Origin of the sequence: Bradyrhizobium sp. ARR65 (assembly GCF_000472385.1) — a bacterium.
Classification (GTDB): Bacteria; Pseudomonadota; Alphaproteobacteria; order Rhizobiales; family Xanthobacteraceae; genus Bradyrhizobium.
In genome coordinates this window covers 16,072-36,300 of sequence record NZ_AWZU01000035.1, presented here as the reverse complement: position 1 = coordinate 36,300, position 20,229 = coordinate 16,072, and the positions used below count along the sequence as shown (strand labels likewise).

Genomic DNA, 20,229 nt, shown 5'->3' with positions numbered 1-20,229 from the left:
GAACCCGCATTGGCCTCTGGCGTTCCTTCGAGTACGTAGCCGAGAGACGGCACAATGGTCAGAGAAAGCCCGGCCGAATCCGCACCGCCGCCGAAACAGGACGTCTATCCGGCCGAGAAAGCGCGTGGCGGCGAGATCATCCTGAATACGCCGACCCGGCGTTGGATCTTTATCGCCGGCCTCGCCGGGGCGGTGGTGCTTGTCCTCGTGCTCAGCTTCTTTCGCTGAGGAACGACGCAGATGCGCAGCCGCAAACGATCAGCATCGATGAACGCTTCCGCTCTGCTGGAAATGGCCGGCCATGCCGCGATGGGCGCTGCGCTCGGGTTGGGCTTTGCGTTGGCCTTGATGTTCTTCGAAGGGTTCGGCCTCAAGCCGCTGATCGCCCACAGCGTCGATCCACAATGGACCGCCGTCGTTTTTGCGGGCACATTCACGCTGGTGTTCGCCGTTGGTGCAACCTTGACTGGCTTTGTGCTGACCCAGATGGACAAGCACGAGGGCTCTGCAGATCAATAAACTCCGACCTCAAAGCGCGGCTCGTCGGCGAAGGCCTTCAGCCGCATTCATTTCGTGCCCCACGATGCCTCGATTTCGCCTTCAATTTTAGCGGTTTGTGGCGACGTTAGAACGTCTGTTACAAGAATATCACAGCCAGCGACAATGTCGCTCCGTTCCGGCTCTGTTCGAAAGAGTTGATGAGGCGTATGCGACCACCGCAGCTAGATTTCGCCCGGGCTGGGGTTCGCCACGCTTTCGCTTGCGAGGGAGAGCCGAAATGCCAGCCTACATTCATTGTCACGACATCGAGATGGCTCCTGTCCTTTGCCCTGACTGCGTCGGGCCGTTGCCCATGTACGTCCGTGAGGTCGAGCCACATTGGAGCAAAGAGAAGATCGATCTCGTCTACGAATGCGCTGATTGCGGCGCCGAAGTGCGCCAGACCGTCAGGCGCCTTCAATTGGCGCATTGAGCGCGTCGCGCGTTACAGCCCTCGCTGCGCGGGAGCTCGCATCGAGTCAAACGTCTGTCGGTGAGTTACGCTCGACGAAGCCCATAAACCGGAGGAGCCTCGTCGTGCTCATGCCCTAGCGCGCAGGCGACGGCTCTTCCACGGCGCCGAGATTGCACTCTCGGAAATGATACGCGATCTCGGCAAGCGCACGCTGCTCCCATTCTTCCGCCTGGGCCAGCCAGAAGGATCGGCGCGCGGAATCCAGCGCCGCGCGCTCTCGGCAGATATATTCTTGACTGCGCATCTCCGCGAGCCTGTTCATGCCTCCCACTCCGTCGTGTGAAGCCTGTCCGCAGAGACAACTTTAGCAGAGCGGGACGGCGGTGTCCCCCGCGTGCAATGCGGAATCCCATAGCACCCCAGCACCCGCACCCCTCGCAGCGCAGCAGCTTGAGGAGGGTCTAAGACAAAGCGCGTTGCGGTGCGGCCCGCAATCAGCGCCGCACGTAACAATGAAACGCGCCGTAGATCCCCGACCGATCCAATTCATAGCCGATCTCGCTGCGCTCTTCGTCACGTCGCCAGAGCTCGCGCAAGGACGCCAAGGTTTTGCCTTCTAGCGGCGACTTCGTGCTTGCCGTGCGGAAGATAACGCGGACGTCGTCACTGCCGGCACGGTCGATAGTGTCCCACAGCGCTCGGATCTCGTCCGCGCTCATCCAATCCTGCGAATCGAGCAGCACCACCGCATCGACTTCCCGCGCGGGAAGAGTTTTCAGGAACTGCCGAAGACCAGCATGAACCGGAATGATGACGCCTGCACCATTGCGCATCCGCCCAAACTGCCGCCTCTGCAGGTAGAGCGGCAGGCAACGATCGCCCGGGCCCGGATAGCGGCGACGCAGGGCCTGCCAGGCAAAATAATTGTCGTCGGTGGGCTGCCCGGTAATCAGGCGCAACAGCCGGTGATACAGCACCTCGTTGAGCGGCGCGCTGCCTCCGAGCCAGGCCCGCTGCTGGGGCGGAATGCCAAGGCCGAACAAGAGCGCCGGCGTTCTCGTCAACAGACGCACTGCTTGCGAATGGAAAAGGCGATCGAGCCGCGCGAGCGCCTCGATCCGCTCCGATGAATCGATATCTTTGGTCAACAACGCGTCCAGATCGATCCGCGCGAGCTTCGCCACAACATGGGCGAGCCCGATGAAGCGGCCGAGCATGCCATGCCGGTAAAATCCATTGGTAAAATAGGCATAACGCGGCCGGCCGATGATGTTGCGCTTGTCCCAATAGGCGCGCGCCGCATCATCGAGCACCGGCCGCAGGCGCTTCCGATAGAGTTGCGCGTTGGCCGGCGATGCCGCTTCACCAAAGAACTGCCAGAATTCCGAATAGCTGGAGAAGGCGCGGATGCCCGCAAGTTTGAGCTTGAGCAGTGCCAGATGGGCTTCGTTAAGGTCAACGGCATAAACCTGGGCCGGCTGCGCGGTCAGATAGGACAGCGCGTTGCAGCCGCCTGACGAGATGGTGACGATGGTCGATCCCAACGGCAACTGCAAGGCTGCGAGATCGGCCTCGGGATCCTCCCAGCTCTGGGTGTACACTAGACGACGGAGCCAGAACGCAAAAGCTCTGTCCCAAACGGTCGTTCCATTATGCGCGCTGCTGTTCCGCGCCGCGTCCGCGATCAGCCGCGTATTCATCCGAGCCTCGAGTCAGCGATTCGATGACGCTACAGCGCCTGCGCTGCAGTTTTGCGACAAGAGGCAAGGCGCCGTTGTGAACGGCGCTGTCACATCCCTGTCGCGCGAACAACGCAATGAGGAGATGGACGCCTTCCGATCGAGACTATGCTGCCCATGAAGGATGCCGTGTTCACAGCCGCCACCGGGCGGAGAAAGCCATGAGCGCATGGCTCGCACTGCTTGGCGCGGGACTCCTCGAGGTCGCCTGGGCGCTTGGGCTCAAATATTCCGATGGCCTGACCCGGTTCTGGCCGACCGCTGCAACGGCGGTTGCGATCGTGCTCAGCTTCGCGTTGATGGCCCTGGCGCTGCGCTCCCTACCGTTCGGCACGGCGTACGCGGTGTGGACCGGGATCGGTGCGGTCGGCAGCATTCTCGTCGGCATGATCCTCTACAGCGAGCCGACCGATCCGGTTCGTCTCATCTGCCTGACACTGATCGTCGCCGGCATGGTCGGGCTGAAGCTCAATTCGCCCGTCTGATATCCACTGCTGTTCCACAGCTTTCTTCGCGCGCAGGCTTCGCCACGCCTCGACGCCGCCGAATAGCGTCACCGCGATCACGAGCGGTATAAAGTGATAAAGAAAGCGGAACATCAAAAGCGCAGCGAGCAACGGCTCGCGACTTTCACCGCCAAGCCCCATCAGAATGGTCGCGTCGAACACGCCTAATCCGGCGGGCGCATGGCTGACGAAGCCGAGCAAGGTTGCCGCAACGAAAACCGCGAGCAGCCGAAACAGCCCGAGATCGAGCCCCTCAGGTATCAGCACATACATCGCCACCGCTGCCGTTGTGAGATCCAGCAATCCGACCACGATCTGCAGCAGCACCAACGGGCCGGAGGGAAGCCGGACCAGCCAGCGGCTCTTTCCGAGATGGCGCGGATTCAGCCAGCTCCAGACCACGAACCCGCCCACGCCGCCCAGGAGGATCAGCGCCAGTACGCGATTGGACATCGGCGAAAGATGATCGATGACGCTGATCGCCGCGGGCTCGTACAGCAGGCTGAATCCCAGCGCCGTCATATTGCCGAGCCAGAATGTGAGCCCGGTGAGAAAGCAGATATTGGCAACTCCGAAGGCGGAAAGGCCGTTGCCGGAATAGATCCGATAGCGAATCACCGGAGAGATCAGCGCCACGGCTCCAAGCCCATGGGCGATCGGATAGCTGGTGAAGCTCGCCAGTGCCGCGATACGATAAGGCACGTCCTTGCGTCCCATCGTGTGCAGCGCCAGCCAGTCGTAAAGTGTGATGCTGCCGTAGGAGGCCGTTACCAAAATCAACGAGAGCACAATCACATGGACGTCAGTATCGCGAATGATGGCGAATACTTCTTCGTATCGAATGTTTCGAAGCGCATGGGTCAGCGCAAACACCGCGAGGCCGCCGATCGCAATGCTGACGAGCGCGCCGCCAAGGCGCTTGAGCCTGCGACCACGCGTGAGCTTGTTTTGCATCCAATCGGGATTCAGGGCGGTGCGTCCATGCGAGCACGGCGTCAAATTGACGCGGCCGCCGATTCGAAGCGATCAATAAGCCCATTTGCCACGCCGATGTGACAGCCGCATAACCTGTCGCGCCATTTCGTGCCGTTTACGATTTTCAACAAAGCTTGTTCGTGGGTCGAAATCAGGACGCATTGTAGTCGCATACTTTTCACGCAGGCTATGTAAGAGGCGCGCGAGACCAACGACGCCCTGAGGCAGGCATGGACGCAGAATTCGACTATGATCTTACCCCGGATCAGTGGGAAACGCTGAAGGCGCTGCGGTTGCCAACACATCAGCGGCGTGTCATCAGCCGCTCCATTTTGGCGCAGCTAGCGGCGCTGGATCTCGTGACGCTCCAAGGCGAATCGCCCGTGATCACCCCGAGAGGACGCAAGGTGCTGATCAGAGGGTCATCGAAATTGCTGGACCTTGCAGCCTGAGGCAGAGCAGGACCATTTCGACCGCGATCATGCTTAACCAAACGTTAAGCATGATCTTCAGAGAGCCGTCATCAACTCCTCCGATCGTACGAAATATCACCACATCGACTGCCGCGCCCGTTCCGGCCAGGCGCGGTCATACTCTTCGCCGCCGATCCGGTTCTCGCTCATCTCGGCAAGGATTTGTCCTGGCGTGGGCAGACTCTTGGGATCCACTCGCCTGTCGGGATTCCAGAGATCGGAACGAACGATCGCGCGGGCGCACTGGAAGTAGATCTCCTCAACCGTCAGCACGATGACGGTGCGCGGCGCCTTGCCCTCCATCCTGAAGGACGCCAGCAGTTCCGGATCGTCGGACACGTATGCGCGCCCATTGACACGCAGCGTGTTGCCGCAGCCCGGGATCAGGAACAGCAGCGCGACCCTGGGATCGCGGACAATATTGCGCAGCGAATCGATCCGGTTGTTGCCGCGGCGATCCGGCATCATCAGGGTCTTTTCATCATGTACCCGCACGAAGCCGGGCACATCGCCGCGTGGCGAACAGTCCAACCCCTCGGGTCCTGAGGTCGCGAGCGCTGCGAATGGCGACTTTTCGATCAACACGCGATAGGACGGGGTCACCCGATCGGCGACCTTCACGGTCGAGGTCTCGCCGGGATGACCATAGATCGCCTCGAGCTGCTCGACCGACTTAATCACCGCCATTGCCATTCCCTTCCGCGCTGCGGCTATTCGTCAAGCCGCACTCCTCTGATAATCTGCACCAATTGACGCGCGTGGAATTCCGCGCTGCCAATATTCACGATGGTTTTGTCCGGTTCGGCACTCTGAGCAAGCGCGCGCTGAAGGCGGTGCTCGAGCACACCGTCGCTCGTTCGCGCCCGCATCGCCAGGCGCTTGGCGAGCACGTCCGAAGGCGCGGTAATCGCAACAACAACGACGTTGGAATAAACGCGTCGCATCGGCTCGATCACCGTACGGGACACGTTGGCCACCACCGTGCGGCCGGCGCGGATATCGTCGTCAATGGCCCGCGGCAGACCATAGCTGTGACCGTGCGCCTCCCAATGTATCGCAAACTCGCCACGCGCCAAGGCCTCTCGGAACGCATCGGCGGACAACTGCTCGTTGTCCTCGAATGCCGAGGCCTCTCGCGTCACCACGCGGCGCGCAAACACGATGCCGGGCTCGTCTGTGCACGCCATGCGGGCAAGACCCAGCAAAGTATCCTTGCCCGCTCCGCTCGGACCGACGACCAGAATAAGCCGGCCCGGGCCGATTGCCCCGGCAGCGGCGGCCGATATCGTCGGAGCCTCGCTCATGCGACCCGCTGCCCCTCGCGCCAGACGCAGCGCACCACCGGAAGATCGCGCGCCATGTGGACGCGAATGAGATCAGCCCGTTTGCCGATCGCGATCTCGCCGCGATCGGACAGACCGACCGCTTCCGCCGGCGCCTTGGTCACCGTGCGGACGGCGGATGCGAGATCGATCGCCGGCACACGCTGCGGCAACTGCAAAGCTCCCATCAGCAGGCTGGAAGGAATGTAGTCGGACGAGAGAATGTTCAGTAACCCCTCTCGCGCGAGATCGACCGCGGCGATGTTGCCGGAATGCGAGCCACCACGCACCACGTTCGGTGCCCCCATCAGAATCGCGATGCCGACCTGGTGCAGGCCGCGCGCGGCCTCCATGGTGGTCGGAAACTCCGCGACAGACACCCGGTGGCGCACGGCGTCTGCGACATTCTCTTCCGTGGTGTCGTCGTGGCTGGCGAGTGGAACCCCATATTGCTGCGCCAACGCCGCGATCGCACGCAGATTGTCCGCCGCATAGGCCTTCTGATAGGCGAAGCGCTTCTCGAACAGCACATCGAGCTCGGCATCGGTCCTGCCGCCGCCCTTGCCGCGATAATAGTCACGCAGCTTGCCTTCGTCGCGAAACTGCCGCTGGCCCGGCGTATGGTCCATCAGCGACATCAAGCGGACGTCAGGACGGCCGACCAGTTCCTTAGCCTCCTCCACCACGCTCGGCATCGGAATCTCGCAGCGCAGATGCAGGAAGTGATCTGCGCGCAGCAGATTGGCCTCGCGCGCCGCGGCAATCGCTTCCGCAAGAACGCCGGCGCGGCCATCGACCTCCCCGGCCCCTTCCTCGCGCCACACCCGCAAGGAATCCAGCACGGTAGTGATGCCCGACGTTGCCAATTGTCCGTCATAGGACACTACGGCCGCCGTCGGGTCCCAGAACACTTTCGGCCTTGGTATGTAGTGTGCTTCAAGATGATCGGTGTGCAGTTCGATCAAGCCGGGCATGATCAGGTCGCCGCCGGCGTCCTGGCTGCGGTCGGGAGGCCGGCCTTCACCGACTTCGGCGATGCGGCCGTCCGCAACGGCGATCCAGCCCTGCTCGATTACATCTTCCGCCAGGACAATTCTGGCATTGCCAATGACGGTATCGGAACTCGCCATCATTCCTTTCCTCATGCGGCGGCGGCGAAGCTGGTGACATCGACGATACGATCGGCAATGGCACGACGCACCTCATCGTCATGCACGATCGCGGCCATGGCGACACCGGCCCGCTTTTTCTCGTTGATCAGGCTGACGACGATCTCCCGATTGGCCGCGTCGAGCGATGCCGTGGGTTCATCCAACAGCAAGATCGGGTGGTCCGAGATGAACCCTCGCGCAATATTGACGCGCTGCTGCTCGCCCCCGGAGAAAGTCGATGGCGGCAACGACCAAAGCCGTTCGGAGATGTTGAGGCGGCGCAGGAGGCGCGCGGCCTGTGCGTACGCCTCTTCGCGCGGTACGCCCGTCGCGATCAGCGGCTCGGCAACGACGTCGGTGGTTGGCACTCGCGGCACCGCACGCAGGAACTGGCTGACATAGCCGATGGTCGAGCGGCGTACACTCAGGACTTCGCGCGGCTCCGCTTTGGCGAGATCGATCCACGCATCTTCATGCCGGATTCCGATCCGTCCGTCGTCGCAGCGGTAGTTGCCAAAGATCATCTTCAGGATCGAGGACTTGCCCGCGCCTGACGGTCCCGCCAGCACAACGCATTCGCCTGCATTGACGTCAAAGGACACACCACGCACCACGGGCAATCTCACCCCACCCTGCAGATGCATGATGAAGGTCTTTTCCGCGTTCGTGATCTCGATCATCGCAGTCATCGGCGTGCTCATGGGGGCAGAATCGAGGAAACGAGCAGTTGCGTATAGGGCTCGCGCGGATCATCGAGCACCTGATCGGTGAGCCCGGTCTCGATGACGCGCCCGGCTTTCATCACCATCACCCGATGCGACAGCAGCCGTGCCACCGCAAGATCATGGGTCACCACGATCACGGCCAGTCCAAGCTCGGTGACCAGCGTGCGCACGAGATCAAGCAGCCGCGCCTGCACGGAGACGTCGAGGCCACCGGTCGGCTCGTCCATGAACACCAGGCGCGGCTCGGTGACCAGATTGCGTGCGATCTGCAGGCGCTGGCGCATGCCGCCCGAATATGTCCGCGGCGTATCGTCGATGCGCGCGGTGTCGATCTCGACACGCTCCAGCCAGGACGTTGCGGTCTGGCGGATGCGGCCATAGTGGTTCCAGCCGACAGCCATCAGCCGCTCGCCGACATTGGCGCCCGCTGAAACCGCCATGCGCAGACCCTGCGCCGGGTCCTGGTGCACAAAGCCCCAGTCGGTGCGAAACAGGAAGCGCCGCTCCGCTTCGCCGAGCGAGGCCAGATCGCGCGTCACTCCGTCCCGCATACGGTAGCACACCCGCCCTGACGTCGGCGCCATCTGTGCCGAGAGGAGTTGCAGCAGCGTCGATTTGCCGGAGCCGGATTCGCCGACAATTGCCAGCACCTCCCCGGGATACAGCGTGAAGGAAACATCGCGGCAGGCAGCGAGCCGGCCGTAATTCTTGCAGAGGCCATCCGCGACCAGGAGCGGCTGATCATCCCCCCGCGCGCCGTTTGCATCAACCACGCGTCGCCTCCTTGTGTGGAGCGGCGCTTTGGGTGCCGCGATGCCCCTTCGCTTGACGGCCCTCGCAATAATCGGTGTCGGAGCAGACGAACATTCGCCCGCCCTGATCGTCGGTTACGATTTCGTCGAGATAGGTATCCTCCGCGCCGCACAGCGCGCAGGGCGCATCGAAGCGGTACCGGCTGAAGGGATGGTCCTCGAAATCGAGCGAGATCACCGACGTATGCGGTGGCACCGCGTAAATCCGTTTTTCGCGCCCTGCCCCGAAGAGCTGCAGCGCGGCGCAATCGTCCATCTTCGGATTGTCGAATTTCGGCGTCGGCGACGGATCCATCACATAGCGCGCGTTCACCTTCACCGGATAGGCGTAGGACGTCGCGATGTGCCCGAAGCGGGCGATGTCCTCGTAGAGCTTCACATGCATCAATCCGTATTCGGCGAGCGCATGCATACGGCGCGTCTCGGTTTCGCGCGGCTCGAGGAAGCGCAGCGGCTCCGGGATCGGCACCTGATAGACCAGGACCTGCCCGGCATGCAGCGGCATTTCCGGAATCCGGTGGCGGGTCTGGATGACGGTGGCTTCCGCGGTCGACGTCGTGGTTTTCACGCCGGCGGTCTTGGCGAAGAATTTTCGGATCGAGATGGCGTTGGTGGTGTCATCAGAACCTTGATCGATCACCTTCAGCACATCGTCGGGCCCGAGGATGGCCGCAGTCACTTGCACACCGCCGGTGCCCCAGCCATAGGGCATCGGCATCTCTCGGCTGGCAAACGGCACCTGATAGCCGGGAATGGCAATCGCCTTCAGGATGGCGCGACGGATCATCCGCTTGGTCTGCTCGTCCAGATAGGCGAAGTTGTAGGCGGGCGCATTCATTCAGCGGCCTCCTTCAACTCCGGCCGCGCCTCGGCCTGGAAGAACTCGTCCCGCAATTTGCGCAGCAAGCCCAGCTCGGACTGGAAATCCACGTAATGCGGCAGCTTCAAATGCTCGACAAATCCGGTCGCCTGCACATTGTCGGAATGCGACATCACGAACTCCTCGTCCTGCACCGGCGCCAGCACCTCTTCGCCGAGCTCGCGGGCCCGAAGCGCGCGGTCGACCAGCGCCATCGACATGGTCTTGCGCTCGCTCTGGCCAAACGCGAGGCCATATCCGCGGGTGAAGCACGGCGCTTCGGTCGCCGAACCCTTGAACTGGTTGACCATCTGGCACTCCGTCAGCTCGATCGTGCCCAAGGGCACGGCAAAGCCGACCTCTTCGGCCGGGAATTCGACCTCGACCTCGCCGAAGCGGATCTCGCCCGCGAACGGGTGATTGCGGCCGTAGCCGCGCTGTGAGGAATAACCGAGCGCAAGCAGAAACCCCTCATCACCGCGCGCGAGATTTTGCAGGCGCAGATCGCGATCGGCCGGAAAGCTGAGCGGCTCGCGCGTCAGATCGCCCACCGCCTGGCGTGCACTCGCCGGCGAAGACGACTCGATCAGGCCGTCACGGCCGAGAATGTCTGTGACGCGCGGGGTCGGAGCGCTGCTGGCTTCCGCCACCGCCGGCTCGTCCGGAACAAACCCTTCGGCGAGCTGCGGGTCCAACAGACGATGGGTGTAGTCGAAGGTCGGCCCGAGAATCTGGCCGCCGGGGATATCCTTGAAGATAGCCGAAATCCGCCGCCGCACCTGCATCTTGCCGGTATCGACGGGCTCGGTCGCACCGAAACGCGGCAGGGTGGCACGGAACGCGCGCACCAGGAAGATCGCCTCGATCATGTCGCCGCGCGCCTGCTTGATCGCGAGCGCCGCAAGCTCGCGGTCATAGAGCGAGCCCTCGCTCATCACCCGATCCACCGCAAGCGCGAGTTGCCCGGAGATCTGCGCCAGCGCGATCTCCGGCACATCCGCTTCGCCCCGCCGCTCACGCGCCAACAGACGATGAGCGTTTTCGATCGCGCGTTCGCCTCCTTTGACGGCGACATACATTCTCTAACCTCCGTAACCGACACAGCGTGTCGTGCGCGGGATCGCGACGACTGCATCGTCTGCGACCAGCACGACATCGATGCCACGTGGAAACAACGCGGCATTGATGGCGAGCCGTTCGAACAGATTTACCGGCCTGATATTGGCGTGCAGGATCGTTCCGCCGTCGATACCCGGCCCACGCAACTCGTACTGCACGCCGCGCGCCAGGCTGTCGACCTGCAGGATCAGCGTCGTCGAACGGTCCGGATATTCATTGCTGCCGAAGGAGAAGCGATCGAGAGCAGGAAGTGCGCTGGGCTCGCTGACGAGCGCAAAGCTGGCGACCCGCGGATCGATAGTCACCGGCGCCCCGCTGTGGAATTTCAGCCAATTCTTTACCTCGGCGGTTTCCGACAGCAGCGGATCGAGCCAGATCGGCGTGTCGTGATCGAACAACGTCAAGGCGATCGCGGCCGCGCCGCGCATCAGATGCCGCGGCGCGCCGACTGACGCTGTGACGCGCTGGACGGTGCCGGGCCGCGCCATCGCCTCCATCACCGAGCGGAAAGTCGTCTGCGCCGACAGCACCTTGTCCGAGAAACCTGCCGGCAGTTCGGCGATCGTCGTCATCACTCATCCCTCACCGCGGACCATGGTATAGAAATCGACTTTGGTGGCCGCCGTCTCCGCGGCCCTCTGCTGGCGGCGTGCAAGCAAGCCGGCGCGCAACGGCGCGATCACCTTTGTCTCGACGCTGCCCGCAAATTCATCCGACTGCACCAGCGCATCGCATAATGCGATCATCCGCGCCTTTTCCCTGTCGCGGCCGAGCGTATAGCCGAATCCGATCTCGCCGCTGCCAAGCCGAACGGCCGCACGCGACACCGTCGCTTCACCGAGATTGAACGGCGCGCCATCGCCGCCGATGCGGCCGCGCAACATGACAAGCCCGTTTTCCGCCTCACGAAGCTGCTCGTAAGGAGGCAACATGATCGCGTCGAGATGCGCCGAGATCTCCGCAGTCTTGGCATGCGCAAGGACGGCCATCGCCGCCTTCCGCCGCACGATCATTTCGCTGGCAGCCTGGCCTTCTTTAATTTTGTCCCGGGCGTTCATGCTCGGTCCTGCTCTCGTCTTGCCGGTATCAAGTTGTCTATGATATTAGACAACTTGATAATGAAACGCCATGACCGTTTCATGACAAACAGATGATTTTCGCCAGTCGGCTTCAGGGTGTCACAGGATGAGCATGCAGGATCTGGCCTCGGGCGTTGCGCTATGGCGGCAGGTCGCCGACGGCATCGAGCGCGGCATCGCCGAGGGCCGCTACGCCCGGGGCGAGCGCCTGCCCGGCGAGACCGAGATCGCCGAGATCTATCGCGTCAATCGCCATACCGTGCGGCGCGCGCTGGCGGTGCTTGCCGAGCGAGGCCTGGTGCGCGCCGAACGCGGCAGCGGCACCTATGTGGAAGCCCCACGCCTCGCATACCCCTTGCGCTCACGGACGCGGTTCTCTGAAATCGTCGGCGGAGAGGGCCGCGAGCCGCGCGGACAGTTGATCGCGGCGAGCGAGGAACCGGCCACACGTGAATTGGCCCGGCTGCTGGGCGTGAAGACCGGCGCGCCGCTGGTCCGGATCGAGGCGCTGCGGTCCGCCGATCGCGCGCCGATCTGCGTCAGCACAACCTGGCTTTCGGCCGAGCGCTTTCCCGACGCGGGCGCAGTGTTCGCGACCGTGCGCTCGATGACTCGGTTGCTCGCCCATTATGGCGTGCGCGACTATCGCCGCGGATCGAGCCGGATCACTGCAGCGATTGCCGAGGCTACCGATGCCGCGCGGCTCGATCTCGCGCTTGGCCGCCCCGTGCTTGTCGTCGACAGCACCGACGTCGATGCGGAGGGCAAGCCGCTGGTGACCAAGCGATCGCGTTTTGCTGCCGAGCGGGTAGAATTCGTCGTAGAAGGCGGTTGATCGCTATATTCATGCCACCGCGCGGCGGCCAATAATCGCAAAACGCAGTTTGCCCGAGATCCAGTCGATCGCGGCGACCGCCACCAGGATCATCAGGATCAGGAAGGACACGTGCTGCCATTCCAGCACCCTAATCTGCTCGGCCAATTGCAAACCGATGCCGCCTGCGCCCACGATGCCGATGATGGTGGCCGAACGGGTGTTGGACTCGATGAAATAGAGCACCTGGCCGGCGATCACAGGTATCACCTGCGGCAGCAGGCCGAAGCGGATTTCGTGTAAGCCGCTGCCGCCGGAAGCGCGGATGCCCTCGACCTGCCTGCGGTCGGCGGCCTCGATCGCTTCCGAAAATAACTTGCCGAGCGCGCCAAAATCCGAGATCGCGATCGCGAGCACGCCCGCAAACGGGCCAAGCCCGACGACATTGATCCAGACGAGCGCCCAGATCAGGGTATCGATGCCGCGGATGGTATCCAGGAAGCGGCGCACCGGAAAGCGCACGATGTTCGACGGCACGACGTTGCGCGCGGCAAGCAGGCTGACAGGCAAGGCGATCACCGCCGCCAAGGACGTGCCGAGCAGCGCGATCGACAACGTCTCGCCTAGCGCCTTCAGATAGAGCGGTAGCGACGAGCCGGGATCAGGCGGCAACATCATCAGGGTGATCCAGCCAAGCTGATGCAACCCGGCGAGGAGCCGCGTGGGCGAAAAATCGAGGTCCACCAGTCCAAACGCAAAGACCGCGATAGCCAGCAGCAGCATCGCCGGGGTCGCAAGGCGCGCTGAGGCGGGACGACGGAAGATGCCGGGATAGCGTGCCCGCAATTGCTCCGGATCCGGTGCCCCCATCTGGCTCATGTCCGCGCCTCCTTGCCGAACAGGCGCGCCCGCAGCCAGCCAGTTGCGATATCGATCACGAAGACCGTCAAGATGATCATCACCAGGATCGCGCTGACATCGGAATAATAGAATTTTCTGATGGCAACGACGAGTTCCTGTCCGATGCCGCCCGCGCCAACGAATCCCATCACGGACGCCTCGCGGACATTGATCTCGAAGCGCAGCAGAGCGTAGCTCGCATAGCCGGCGATCACCTGCGGCAGCACCGCAAAGCGCATGCAGGAGATCCAACTCGCTCCGGTCGAACGAATGCCTTCGACCGGCTTCATGTCGGCATTCTCGACGATTTCAGAAAACAGTTTGGCCAGCGCGCCGCTCGAATGGATGGCGATCGCCAGCACGCCCGCCATCGGTCCCAGGCCGAAGGCGATGACGAAGATCAGCGCGAAGACGATGGCCGGAACGGTACGGGCAAACTCCAGGAGTCGCCGGATCACAAAGCGCAGCCGCGGGTTCGGCGAGGTGTTTTCCGCGGCGAGGAAGTTGAGCACAAAGGCGAACACCGCCCCGATCAGAGTTCCGACATAGCTGATCAGCAAGGTTTCACCGAGCAGGCGTAGCCATTTGCGCCAACCCCAGAACCACTCGCCGAAATCGGTCCATACCCTCGCGCCGCTGTCGAGCTTCAGGATCCGATCGAAATAGCTGACGAAATTACCAAAATAGGTGAAGAGCGTCTTTAAGTTCACTTCCGCGCCGATCGCGGCAATGACGAGAGCCGCAAGGAACAGCGCCGCCGCGAGCGCAAGGCGCAGGCGCCTTCGGGCCACCGCATTGCGATAGGCGCGATTAAGCTCGGCGAGTTGCTGGGTCGGGAGAATGGAAACCGCTGTCGTCATCGAGAACTGTCGGTGCGGAAGCAAGACGAAAAAAGGCCGGGTCGCGCGGGACCCGGCCTCATTGATCAGGCGAACGATCAGGACGCCTTCTTGCGCAGGCCGTCGACGAATTTGATCAAATCGATCGTCTTGTTGTAGTCCTCATTGGTGATCGTCTGCCAAGGGCGGTTCTTGCCGTCCGAGAGCTTCTTGAAAGCTTCGGGGTCCTTCTCCGGCGCATCGAGGAAGGCTTGCTTGATCGCGGCCTTCATATCGTCCGGCAGGTCGCTGAGATAGGCGTAAGGCGAGTTGATGATCAGGTCCGACTTCACGATGACGCGGAAGTCCTCCTTCTTCATCGGCGTGCCATCGGCATTCTTCAGCATGTTCTTGGCGAGCATGCGGGTCAGGTTGGAATCGTCCTCCGCGTTCCACCAATTCGCGGCGACGTCCACGGTGCCCTGCGCCAGGGCCAGCACGGCATTTTCATGGCTGCCCGTGAAGATGACCTGGGAGAAGAAGTGGTCGGGATCGATGCCCATCTGGTTCATCTTGAAGCGCGGCATGTTGTTGCCGGAGGTCGAGTTCGGATCGACCAGGCCGAGATTCTTGCCCTTCAAATCCTCGAGCTTCTGGTACGGGCTCTTGGCGAGCACATAGAACACCGAATAATAGCCCTTGGAACCATCGGAGTTAACATCGATCACAAAAGCGTCGGTCTTCACACCGGTCAGACGGGCGCGGGCGAACGAAGCCGGACCGTAATAGCCGATGTGGATGTTGCCCGCCCGTTGGCCTTCGATGACGGCGGCATAGTCGTTGGCGACGCGCAGGTTCACCTTGATGCCAAGTTCTTTGGAGAGATAGCTCACGAAGGGCGTGAAGCGCTCGACGACGCCGGAGCCGTTCTCAGCCGGGATCACGGCGAACGTGATCTCGGGATATTTCTGCTTCCAGTCCTCGGCGGAGGCAGACGTTGCAAACGCCAACGCGGCGACGCCGGCCAGAACCAGTCTACGGTTGATCATGATGCACCTTCGTTGTTGGTGGTCGTAACTTCGTAAAAACGCGCGCCTTGCGGCGATGCAGGACAATCAAGCCGCGGCGGCTTCGCCGACAGCCGGAACGGTTGAAACCGGCATGTGCACGGAGGCGGGGCCCATGACTTCGTTCGCTTCGAGATCGTAAAGCTCGCGCGCGATCGTCTCGGTCAATGCAGCCGGTGCCCCGTCGAAAACGACTCGACCCGAGGCCATGCCGATGAGGCGGTCGCAATAGCTGCGCGCCAGATCGAGGGAATGCAAATTGCAAAGGACCGTGATGCCGAAATGCTTGTTGATGCGCAGCAGCGCGTCCATCACGATCTTCGTATTGCGAGGATCGAGCGACGCGATCGGCTCGTCGGCCAGAATGATCTCGGGCTCCTGCACCAGCGCGCGTGCGATCGCCACGCGCTGCTGCTGACCGCCTGAAAGCTGGTCGGCACGTTGGGCCGCCAGTGAAGCCATGTCGAATTGCTCGAGCGCCGACATCGCGACCGCCACGTCCTGCTCCGGCCAAAGCTGGGCGAGCGAGCGCCACGATGAGATCTCGGAAAGCCGGCCCATCAGCACGTTGGTCAACACATCGAGCCGGCCAACCAGATTGAACTGCTGGAAGATCATTGCCGAGCGGGCGCGCCACTGACGCAGTTGCTTGCCGCGTAGTGCAGTGACGTCGACGCCTTTAAACAGAACGCGACCCTCGCTTGCCGGCGCAAGCCGGTTGATGGTCCGCAGCAGCGTCGACTTGCCAGCGCCGGAACGGCCGATCACGCCGACGAACGCGCCGGGAGCGACAGAAAAGGAGGCGTTGTCGACTGCCGCTTTTTTGCCGAAACGGCACGTCAACCCTTCCACAACCAGCATTCAAGGCTCCAGCAGCTAGCTCAGGGCCATCGCTAGCGCCGGGATTCTACAGTTATGTGACAAGCGCGCCGCGCTGCGGCAATCGTGCACACCTGCTCATGCATCACTTAGTCACGCATCGCTTACATGCGTCACTTAAATGTCATCGCCCTGTCACGAAGCATGTTAAAGACGGGCCCCTCGACTTGTTGCTTGTGGAATTCCGAATGGCCGGCAAAGCGCTCTCAATTGAACCTACCATCGATCCCACGGCAAAGGTGCGGGAGACCAGGCTTGGGGCCTATTGCGAGGTCGGGGCGCGCACGATCCTGCTCGACGTGGCGATGGGGGACTACTCCTACGTCGTCAACGACGCCCAAATGACCTACACCACGATCGGAAAGTTCTGCTCGATCGCGGCGATGACGCGGATCAATCCAGGCAATCATCCCATGCACCGGGCGACCCAGGCCCATTTCACCTACCGCGCCAGCGCCTATTTTCCCGGCGAAGCCGATGAAGCCGAATTCTTCGACTGGCGAAAAAGTCATCGCGTGCATATCGGCCATGACGTCTGGATCGGGCATGGCGCAATCGTGCTGCCGGGCCGCAGAATCGGCACCGGCGCGGTGGTCGCGGCCGGCGCCATTGTCACCAAGGACGTCCCGGCCTATACGATCGTCGGCGGCAATCCGGCGCGGCCGATCCGGCGACGTTTCTCGGAAAGCATCGCCGACCGGCTCGCGCGACTGTCGTGGTGGGACTGGGATCACGACGCCTTGCGCGCAGCGCTGCCCGATTTCAGAAATCTCTCGGTCGAAGACTTCCTCGATAGATACGAGGCGCAGTCTGCGACCGGCTCACCCCTCTCGCAACGAAGTGCCGCATCGTGACTGACATCCTCATCCAAGGTGGCCGTGCCCTGCTCGGCGACGCAATCATCGAGACCTCGCTCCGAATCGCCGGCGGCAAAATCCGCGACGTAGACGCCGGCCATGGACGCGCGGCGTTGAACATTGATGGCCGCGGCCTGCTCGTGCTGCCCGGCATTGTCGATCTGCATGGCGATGCCTTCGAGCGACAGATGATGCCGCGCCCGGGCGTCGATTTCCCGATCGACGTGGCGCTGCTCGACAGCGATCGGCAGGCCGTCGCCAACGGCATCACAACCGTGTTTCACGCCACCACCTGGTCCTGGGAGCCAGGCCTGCGCAGCGGTGACAACGCGCGCCTGCTGCTCGAAGCCATCGAAAGCTTGCGGCCGCAACTGAAGGCGGATACCCGCTTCCATCTGCGTCATGAGACCTACAATCTCGACGCCGAGGACGAAATCGGCCGCTGGCTGTCCGCCGGGCGCATCGATCTGTTCGCGTTCAACGACCACATGGCTTCCACGGTCGCAAGTCTGGAGAACCCGCGAAAGCGCAACCGCATGGTCGAACGCACCGGCCTGTCGAGTGAGGCATTCGATCGTCTGGTCGAGTCCGTCGTCTCTCGCGCCGACGCCGTGCCCGGCTCGATCGCGCGGCTTGCCCAGATCGCGGAAAGCAGCGCCGTGCGAATGCTTTCTCATGACGACGACAGTCCGGCGATGCGAAGGGCGTTTCGGGCCCAGGGCGTCAGGATCGCCGAGTTTCCGGTCAATGAGGAGACGGCCCGCGAGGCCGCCGCCGGCGGCGACGCCATCGTGTTCGGGGCGCCCAACGTCGTGCGCGGCGGCAGCCACACCGGATGGACCAAGGCTTCCGACATGATCGAGAAGGGCCTGTGCTCGGTGTTGGCTTCCGACTATTATTATCCGGCGCCGCTGCTCGCCGCCTTCCGTCTTGCCGCCGATCGCGTGCTGTCGCTGCCGCGAGCTTGGGACGTGATTTCCGCCGCCCCCGCCCGCGCCGCGGGCCTCACCGATCGCGGCGTGATCGCAGAAGAACATCGCGCCGATATTCTGCTTGTGGACAGCGCGCAACCGCTGCGTCCACGGATCGTTGCCGTGATCGCCGGCGGCCGCCTGGCTTACCTGGCCGACGCCGGCCGCCTCAGCACATCTTCGGCTGCGGCGCGCGAAGCGGTTGCGGCCGAATAGGACCGCTCTATTGTTGCGGCAATGAGTCCATTTTCCCGCTACGCGATTTACTATGCACCTCAGCACGAAAGCGCGCTGGAGCGTTTCGGCGCGCAACTGCTGGGTTATGATGCCTTTACCGGCGCAGACCTGCGTTTTCCTGAGCACGTCACGCAGATGATGCCGGATTGGCGCGAACTGACGGCAGATCCCCGCAAATATGGTTTTCACGCCACGTTGAAGGCGCCGTTCGCGCTGGCAGAGGGAACGACGGAGAACGAGCTTGTCGCAGCTTGTACAGCCTTTGCCGAAACGCCGCGGCCGGCCCCGACGATCCGACCGGTGATCGATTCTATAAGTGGCTTCATCGCCGTCATTCCGGCGGGGCACTCGAGCGAACTGCAGCGACTGGCCCAGGATTGCGTCACCAGCTTTGACGGCTTCCGCGCGCCCTTGACAGCGCAAGATCGCGCGCGACGCAATCCGGAAAAGTTGACACCCCGGCAGTGCGAGTATCTCGATCGCTGGAGCTATCCTTACGTGATGGACGAGTTTCGCTTCCATATGACACTGACAGGGCGGCTGGAAGCGCCACGCCGCGATGCCGTGTTGGACATGCTGCGCAACGCCTTTTCAACTCTTGGGATCGAGGCGCTCGCAATCGATCGGATCGCGCTGTTCCGACAGGATGAGCCGAATTCGCGGTTCCGCATCATGCAGGCGTGGCAACTCGCCGCCGCCTGACAAACCGATCAGTGCCCGCTGGGCAATGGGGCCCACGGGCCCCCGGCGAACCTCGCCGAGCCAGAGCGCGGTCGCTCCTCGTCGGGTGCGAGCGGTGGCGAAATCTCAGCCCGTTGCCGCGGCAGAGCTTCGGGCATCTCCTCGCGCAAAAATGCGATCAGCTTTTCCCTGACCTCGCAGCGAAGGTCCCAGGTTTGGGACGCATTTCTCGCACTGACCAGCGCCCGTAGCTGCATGGTCCTCGCATCGGTGTCCACCACCTGCAAATTGACCACCGCGCGATCCCAAAGCTCGGATCCGCGTACCACCTCCTCGAAGCGCTTGCGAATCCGGGCAACGTCGGCCGCATAGTCGACATAAAATATGACCGAGCCGATCAGCGAGGCGGCATCACGCGTCCAATTCTGAAAAGGACGCTCGATGAAGTACGACAGCGGCACGACCATCCGGCGCCAATCCCACAGGCGGATCACCACATAGGTGGAGCCGATATCCTCGATCCATCCCCATTCATTCTCGATGATTACGGCATCCTCGATACGGATCGGCTGCGTCACCGCGATCTGCACACCGGCGATGAGGTTGCTCAGCAGCGGCCGCGCCGCAAGGCCGACGATAACGCCGGCGGCGCCGGCCGAGGCGAACAGGCTCACCCCGTATTGCCTGACCGAGTTGAAGGTCATCAAGGCCGTCGATACCGCGACGACGATGATGAGCGTGTCGATGACGCGCTTGAACACCCGGACCTGCGTCACGTGTTTGCGCGCAAGAAAGTTCTCCTCGATCTGGACCCGAAAACGCTGCAGATAGCGGGTTGCTCCCAAATCGACCGCACGGATCGAGATCCAGCCGATCAGTGCGATCGTCGCGATCGCAAACACGTGAACCAACGCGTCGCGCAACTCACCACTTAGCGGAGCGAGCGGCATCACGAAGGCCACCGCGGCGAGACAGAGCGCCAACCGCGTCGGACCGGCCGTGGCTTCGAGAATCAAGACGGCGACCGAGCGCCTCGCGCCTATGGCCCGCTTGGCCAACGTCAGGGCAATCCTATGCATGAACAGTGCGCAGACGATCGCAAGGACGACCAGCGCCAATCCGACAAACCACTGTGGAAACCACGGCGGTACATACCCGAGCGTTTGCTGTAACAGCGCTTCCGCCTTGCCCATGCTCCGTTCCCGCTTCAGCCGACTCGGCCTATAACGTCGAAGCGTCCGGCTTGTTCGGGCACAGCTTGTTCGGCCGAGCACGCAGTGCTGATGTTCC

25 protein-coding genes are annotated in these 20,229 nt (G+C 62.6%); 9 read left to right on the top strand and 16 right to left on the bottom strand.

Annotated elements, in window-relative coordinates; translation table 11 throughout:
- The first annotated feature begins 54 nt into the window (after positions 1-54).
- The 3 genes from F758_RS49905 to F758_RS0129880 all read left to right on the top strand — a co-directional run bounded on the left by F758_RS49905 (position 55) and on the right by F758_RS0129880 (position 973).
- The gene (locus F758_RS49905; protein WP_157450202.1) at positions 55-228 is read left to right on the top strand and encodes a peptide ABC transporter permease; all 174 of its coding nucleotides are present in this window, start codon (positions 55-57) and stop codon (positions 226-228) included.
- Positions 229-267: 39 nt separating this feature from the next.
- A complete protein-coding gene (locus F758_RS0129885; protein WP_245286620.1) occupies positions 268-519 on the top strand; it encodes a hypothetical protein in 252 nt (83 codons plus the stop codon).
- A 259-nt stretch (positions 520-778) separates the two neighbouring features.
- A complete protein-coding gene (locus F758_RS0129880; protein WP_024511342.1) occupies positions 779-973 on the top strand; it encodes a hypothetical protein in 195 nt (64 codons plus the stop codon).
- Positions 974-1,088: 115 nt separating this feature from the next.
- On the opposite strand, the gene F758_RS0129875 is transcribed toward F758_RS0129880, so the two are convergent.
- A complete protein-coding gene (locus F758_RS0129875) occupies positions 1,089-1,277 on the bottom strand; it encodes a hypothetical protein (protein ID WP_024511341.1) in 189 nt (62 codons plus the stop codon).
- Positions 1,278-1,449: 172 nt separating this feature from the next.
- Positions 1,450-2,655 (bottom strand): BtaA family protein, encoded by a 1,206-nt coding sequence (locus tag F758_RS0129870; RefSeq protein WP_024511340.1) that lies wholly within the window; start codon positions 2,653-2,655, stop codon positions 1,450-1,452.
- Between the two features lie 200 nt (positions 2,656-2,855).
- Here F758_RS0129870 and F758_RS48235 point away from each other — a divergent pair, with 200 nt between their 5' ends.
- Both F758_RS48235 and F758_RS0129860 read left to right on the top strand, forming a co-directional pair.
- Positions 2,856-3,179 carry a DMT family transporter gene (locus F758_RS48235; protein WP_084305731.1) on the top strand — a complete coding sequence of 108 codons (324 nt, stop codon included), beginning with the start codon at positions 2,856-2,858 and terminating at the stop codon, positions 3,177-3,179.
- Positions 3,180-4,405: 1,226 nt separating this feature from the next.
- Positions 4,406-4,627 carry a hypothetical protein gene (locus F758_RS0129860; RefSeq protein ID WP_024511338.1) on the top strand — a complete coding sequence of 74 codons (222 nt, stop codon included), beginning with the start codon at positions 4,406-4,408 and terminating at the stop codon, positions 4,625-4,627.
- Positions 4,628-4,723: 96 nt separating this feature from the next.
- On the opposite strand, the gene F758_RS0129855 is transcribed toward F758_RS0129860, so the two are convergent.
- From F758_RS0129855 to phnG, 9 genes are read right to left on the bottom strand one after another with little or no spacing between them, the layout of a single operon-like run.
- A complete protein-coding gene (locus F758_RS0129855; RefSeq protein WP_024511337.1) occupies positions 4,724-5,335 on the bottom strand; it encodes a pyridoxamine 5'-phosphate oxidase family protein in 612 nt (203 codons plus the stop codon).
- 23 nt (positions 5,336-5,358) lie between these two features.
- A complete protein-coding gene (gene phnN / locus F758_RS0129850; RefSeq protein WP_024511336.1) occupies positions 5,359-5,952 on the bottom strand; it encodes a phosphonate metabolism protein/1,5-bisphosphokinase (PRPP-forming) PhnN in 594 nt (197 codons plus the stop codon).
- Complete coding sequence (locus F758_RS0129845; protein ID WP_024511335.1) at positions 5,949-7,103, bottom strand: alpha-D-ribose 1-methylphosphonate 5-triphosphate diphosphatase; 1,155 nt, start codon at positions 7,101-7,103, stop codon at positions 5,949-5,951. Before F758_RS0129845 ends, phnN begins: the two co-directional genes overlap by 4 nt.
- Before the next feature lie 8 nt (positions 7,104-7,111).
- A complete protein-coding gene (gene phnL / locus F758_RS0129840) occupies positions 7,112-7,810 on the bottom strand; it encodes a phosphonate C-P lyase system protein PhnL (RefSeq protein WP_024511334.1) in 699 nt (232 codons plus the stop codon).
- A gap of 8 nt (positions 7,811-7,818) precedes the next feature.
- Positions 7,819-8,619 (bottom strand): phosphonate C-P lyase system protein PhnK, encoded by an 801-nt coding sequence (gene phnK, locus F758_RS0129835; protein WP_024511333.1) that lies wholly within the window; start codon positions 8,617-8,619, stop codon positions 7,819-7,821.
- The gene (locus F758_RS0129830) at positions 8,612-9,496 is read right to left on the bottom strand and encodes an alpha-D-ribose 1-methylphosphonate 5-phosphate C-P-lyase PhnJ (RefSeq protein ID WP_024511332.1); all 885 of its coding nucleotides are present in this window, start codon (positions 9,494-9,496) and stop codon (positions 8,612-8,614) included. Before F758_RS0129830 ends, phnK begins: the two co-directional genes overlap by 8 nt.
- Positions 9,493-10,596 (bottom strand): carbon-phosphorus lyase complex subunit, encoded by a 1,104-nt coding sequence (locus F758_RS0129825; protein ID WP_024511331.1) that lies wholly within the window; start codon positions 10,594-10,596, stop codon positions 9,493-9,495. The genes F758_RS0129830 and F758_RS0129825 overlap by 4 nt, the downstream gene beginning before the upstream one ends.
- Positions 10,597-10,599: 3 nt before the next feature.
- Positions 10,600-11,208, bottom strand: a complete 609-nt coding sequence (gene phnH, locus F758_RS0129820; protein ID WP_024511330.1) for a phosphonate C-P lyase system protein PhnH — start codon at positions 11,206-11,208, stop codon at positions 10,600-10,602.
- Positions 11,209-11,211: 3 nt separating this feature from the next.
- Positions 11,212-11,649, bottom strand: coding sequence for a phosphonate C-P lyase system protein PhnG (phnG, locus tag F758_RS0129815; RefSeq protein ID WP_035723510.1), 438 nt, complete (start codon positions 11,647-11,649; stop codon positions 11,212-11,214).
- A 172-nt stretch (positions 11,650-11,821) separates the two neighbouring features.
- Here phnG and phnF point away from each other — a divergent pair, with 172 nt between their 5' ends.
- Positions 11,822-12,550, top strand: a complete 729-nt coding sequence (phnF, locus tag F758_RS0129810) for a phosphonate metabolism transcriptional regulator PhnF (protein ID WP_024511328.1) — start codon at positions 11,822-11,824, stop codon at positions 12,548-12,550.
- 9 nt (positions 12,551-12,559) lie between these two features.
- On the opposite strand, the gene phnE (F758_RS0129805) is transcribed toward phnF, so the two are convergent.
- The 4 genes from phnE (F758_RS0129805) to phnC form a co-directional block, all read right to left on the bottom strand.
- Entirely contained in the window at positions 12,560-13,408 is an 849-nt protein-coding gene (phnE, locus tag F758_RS0129805) for a phosphonate ABC transporter, permease protein PhnE (protein ID WP_024511327.1), read from the bottom strand.
- The gene (gene phnE, locus F758_RS0129800) at positions 13,405-14,289 is read right to left on the bottom strand and encodes a phosphonate ABC transporter, permease protein PhnE (RefSeq protein ID WP_024511326.1); all 885 of its coding nucleotides are present in this window, start codon (positions 14,287-14,289) and stop codon (positions 13,405-13,407) included. The genes phnE (F758_RS0129805) and phnE (F758_RS0129800) overlap by 4 nt, the downstream gene beginning before the upstream one ends.
- Positions 14,290-14,366: 77 nt before the next feature.
- On the bottom strand, positions 14,367-15,296 hold the full coding sequence (gene phnD, locus F758_RS0129795; protein ID WP_024511325.1) for a phosphonate ABC transporter substrate-binding protein: 930 nt from the start codon (positions 15,294-15,296) through the stop codon (positions 14,367-14,369).
- A gap of 66 nt (positions 15,297-15,362) precedes the next feature.
- Positions 15,363-16,175, bottom strand: coding sequence for a phosphonate ABC transporter ATP-binding protein (gene phnC / locus F758_RS0129790; RefSeq protein WP_024511324.1), 813 nt, complete (start codon positions 16,173-16,175; stop codon positions 15,363-15,365).
- A gap of 206 nt (positions 16,176-16,381) precedes the next feature.
- On the opposite strand from phnC, the gene F758_RS0129785 reads away from it, so the two are divergent.
- Genes F758_RS0129785 through F758_RS0129775 form a run of 3 tightly spaced genes read left to right on the top strand, consistent with a single transcriptional unit; the run spans position 16,382 to position 18,960 of the window.
- The gene (locus tag F758_RS0129785) at positions 16,382-17,047 is read left to right on the top strand and encodes an LbetaH domain-containing protein (protein ID WP_024511323.1); all 666 of its coding nucleotides are present in this window, start codon (positions 16,382-16,384) and stop codon (positions 17,045-17,047) included.
- The gene (locus tag F758_RS0129780) at positions 17,044-18,237 is read left to right on the top strand and encodes an alpha-D-ribose 1-methylphosphonate 5-triphosphate diphosphatase (RefSeq protein WP_024511322.1); all 1,194 of its coding nucleotides are present in this window, start codon (positions 17,044-17,046) and stop codon (positions 18,235-18,237) included. Before F758_RS0129785 ends, F758_RS0129780 begins: the two co-directional genes overlap by 4 nt.
- A gap of 21 nt (positions 18,238-18,258) precedes the next feature.
- Positions 18,259-18,960 (top strand): DUF1045 domain-containing protein, encoded by a 702-nt coding sequence (locus F758_RS0129775; protein ID WP_024511321.1) that lies wholly within the window; start codon positions 18,259-18,261, stop codon positions 18,958-18,960.
- Positions 18,961-18,968: 8 nt separating this feature from the next.
- Here the strand turns inward: F758_RS0129775 and F758_RS0129770 are convergent, their stop codons facing one another.
- Positions 18,969-20,132, bottom strand: a complete 1,164-nt coding sequence (locus tag F758_RS0129770; RefSeq protein ID WP_024511320.1) for a mechanosensitive ion channel family protein — start codon at positions 20,130-20,132, stop codon at positions 18,969-18,971.
- Positions 20,133-20,229: the final 97 nt, after the last annotated feature.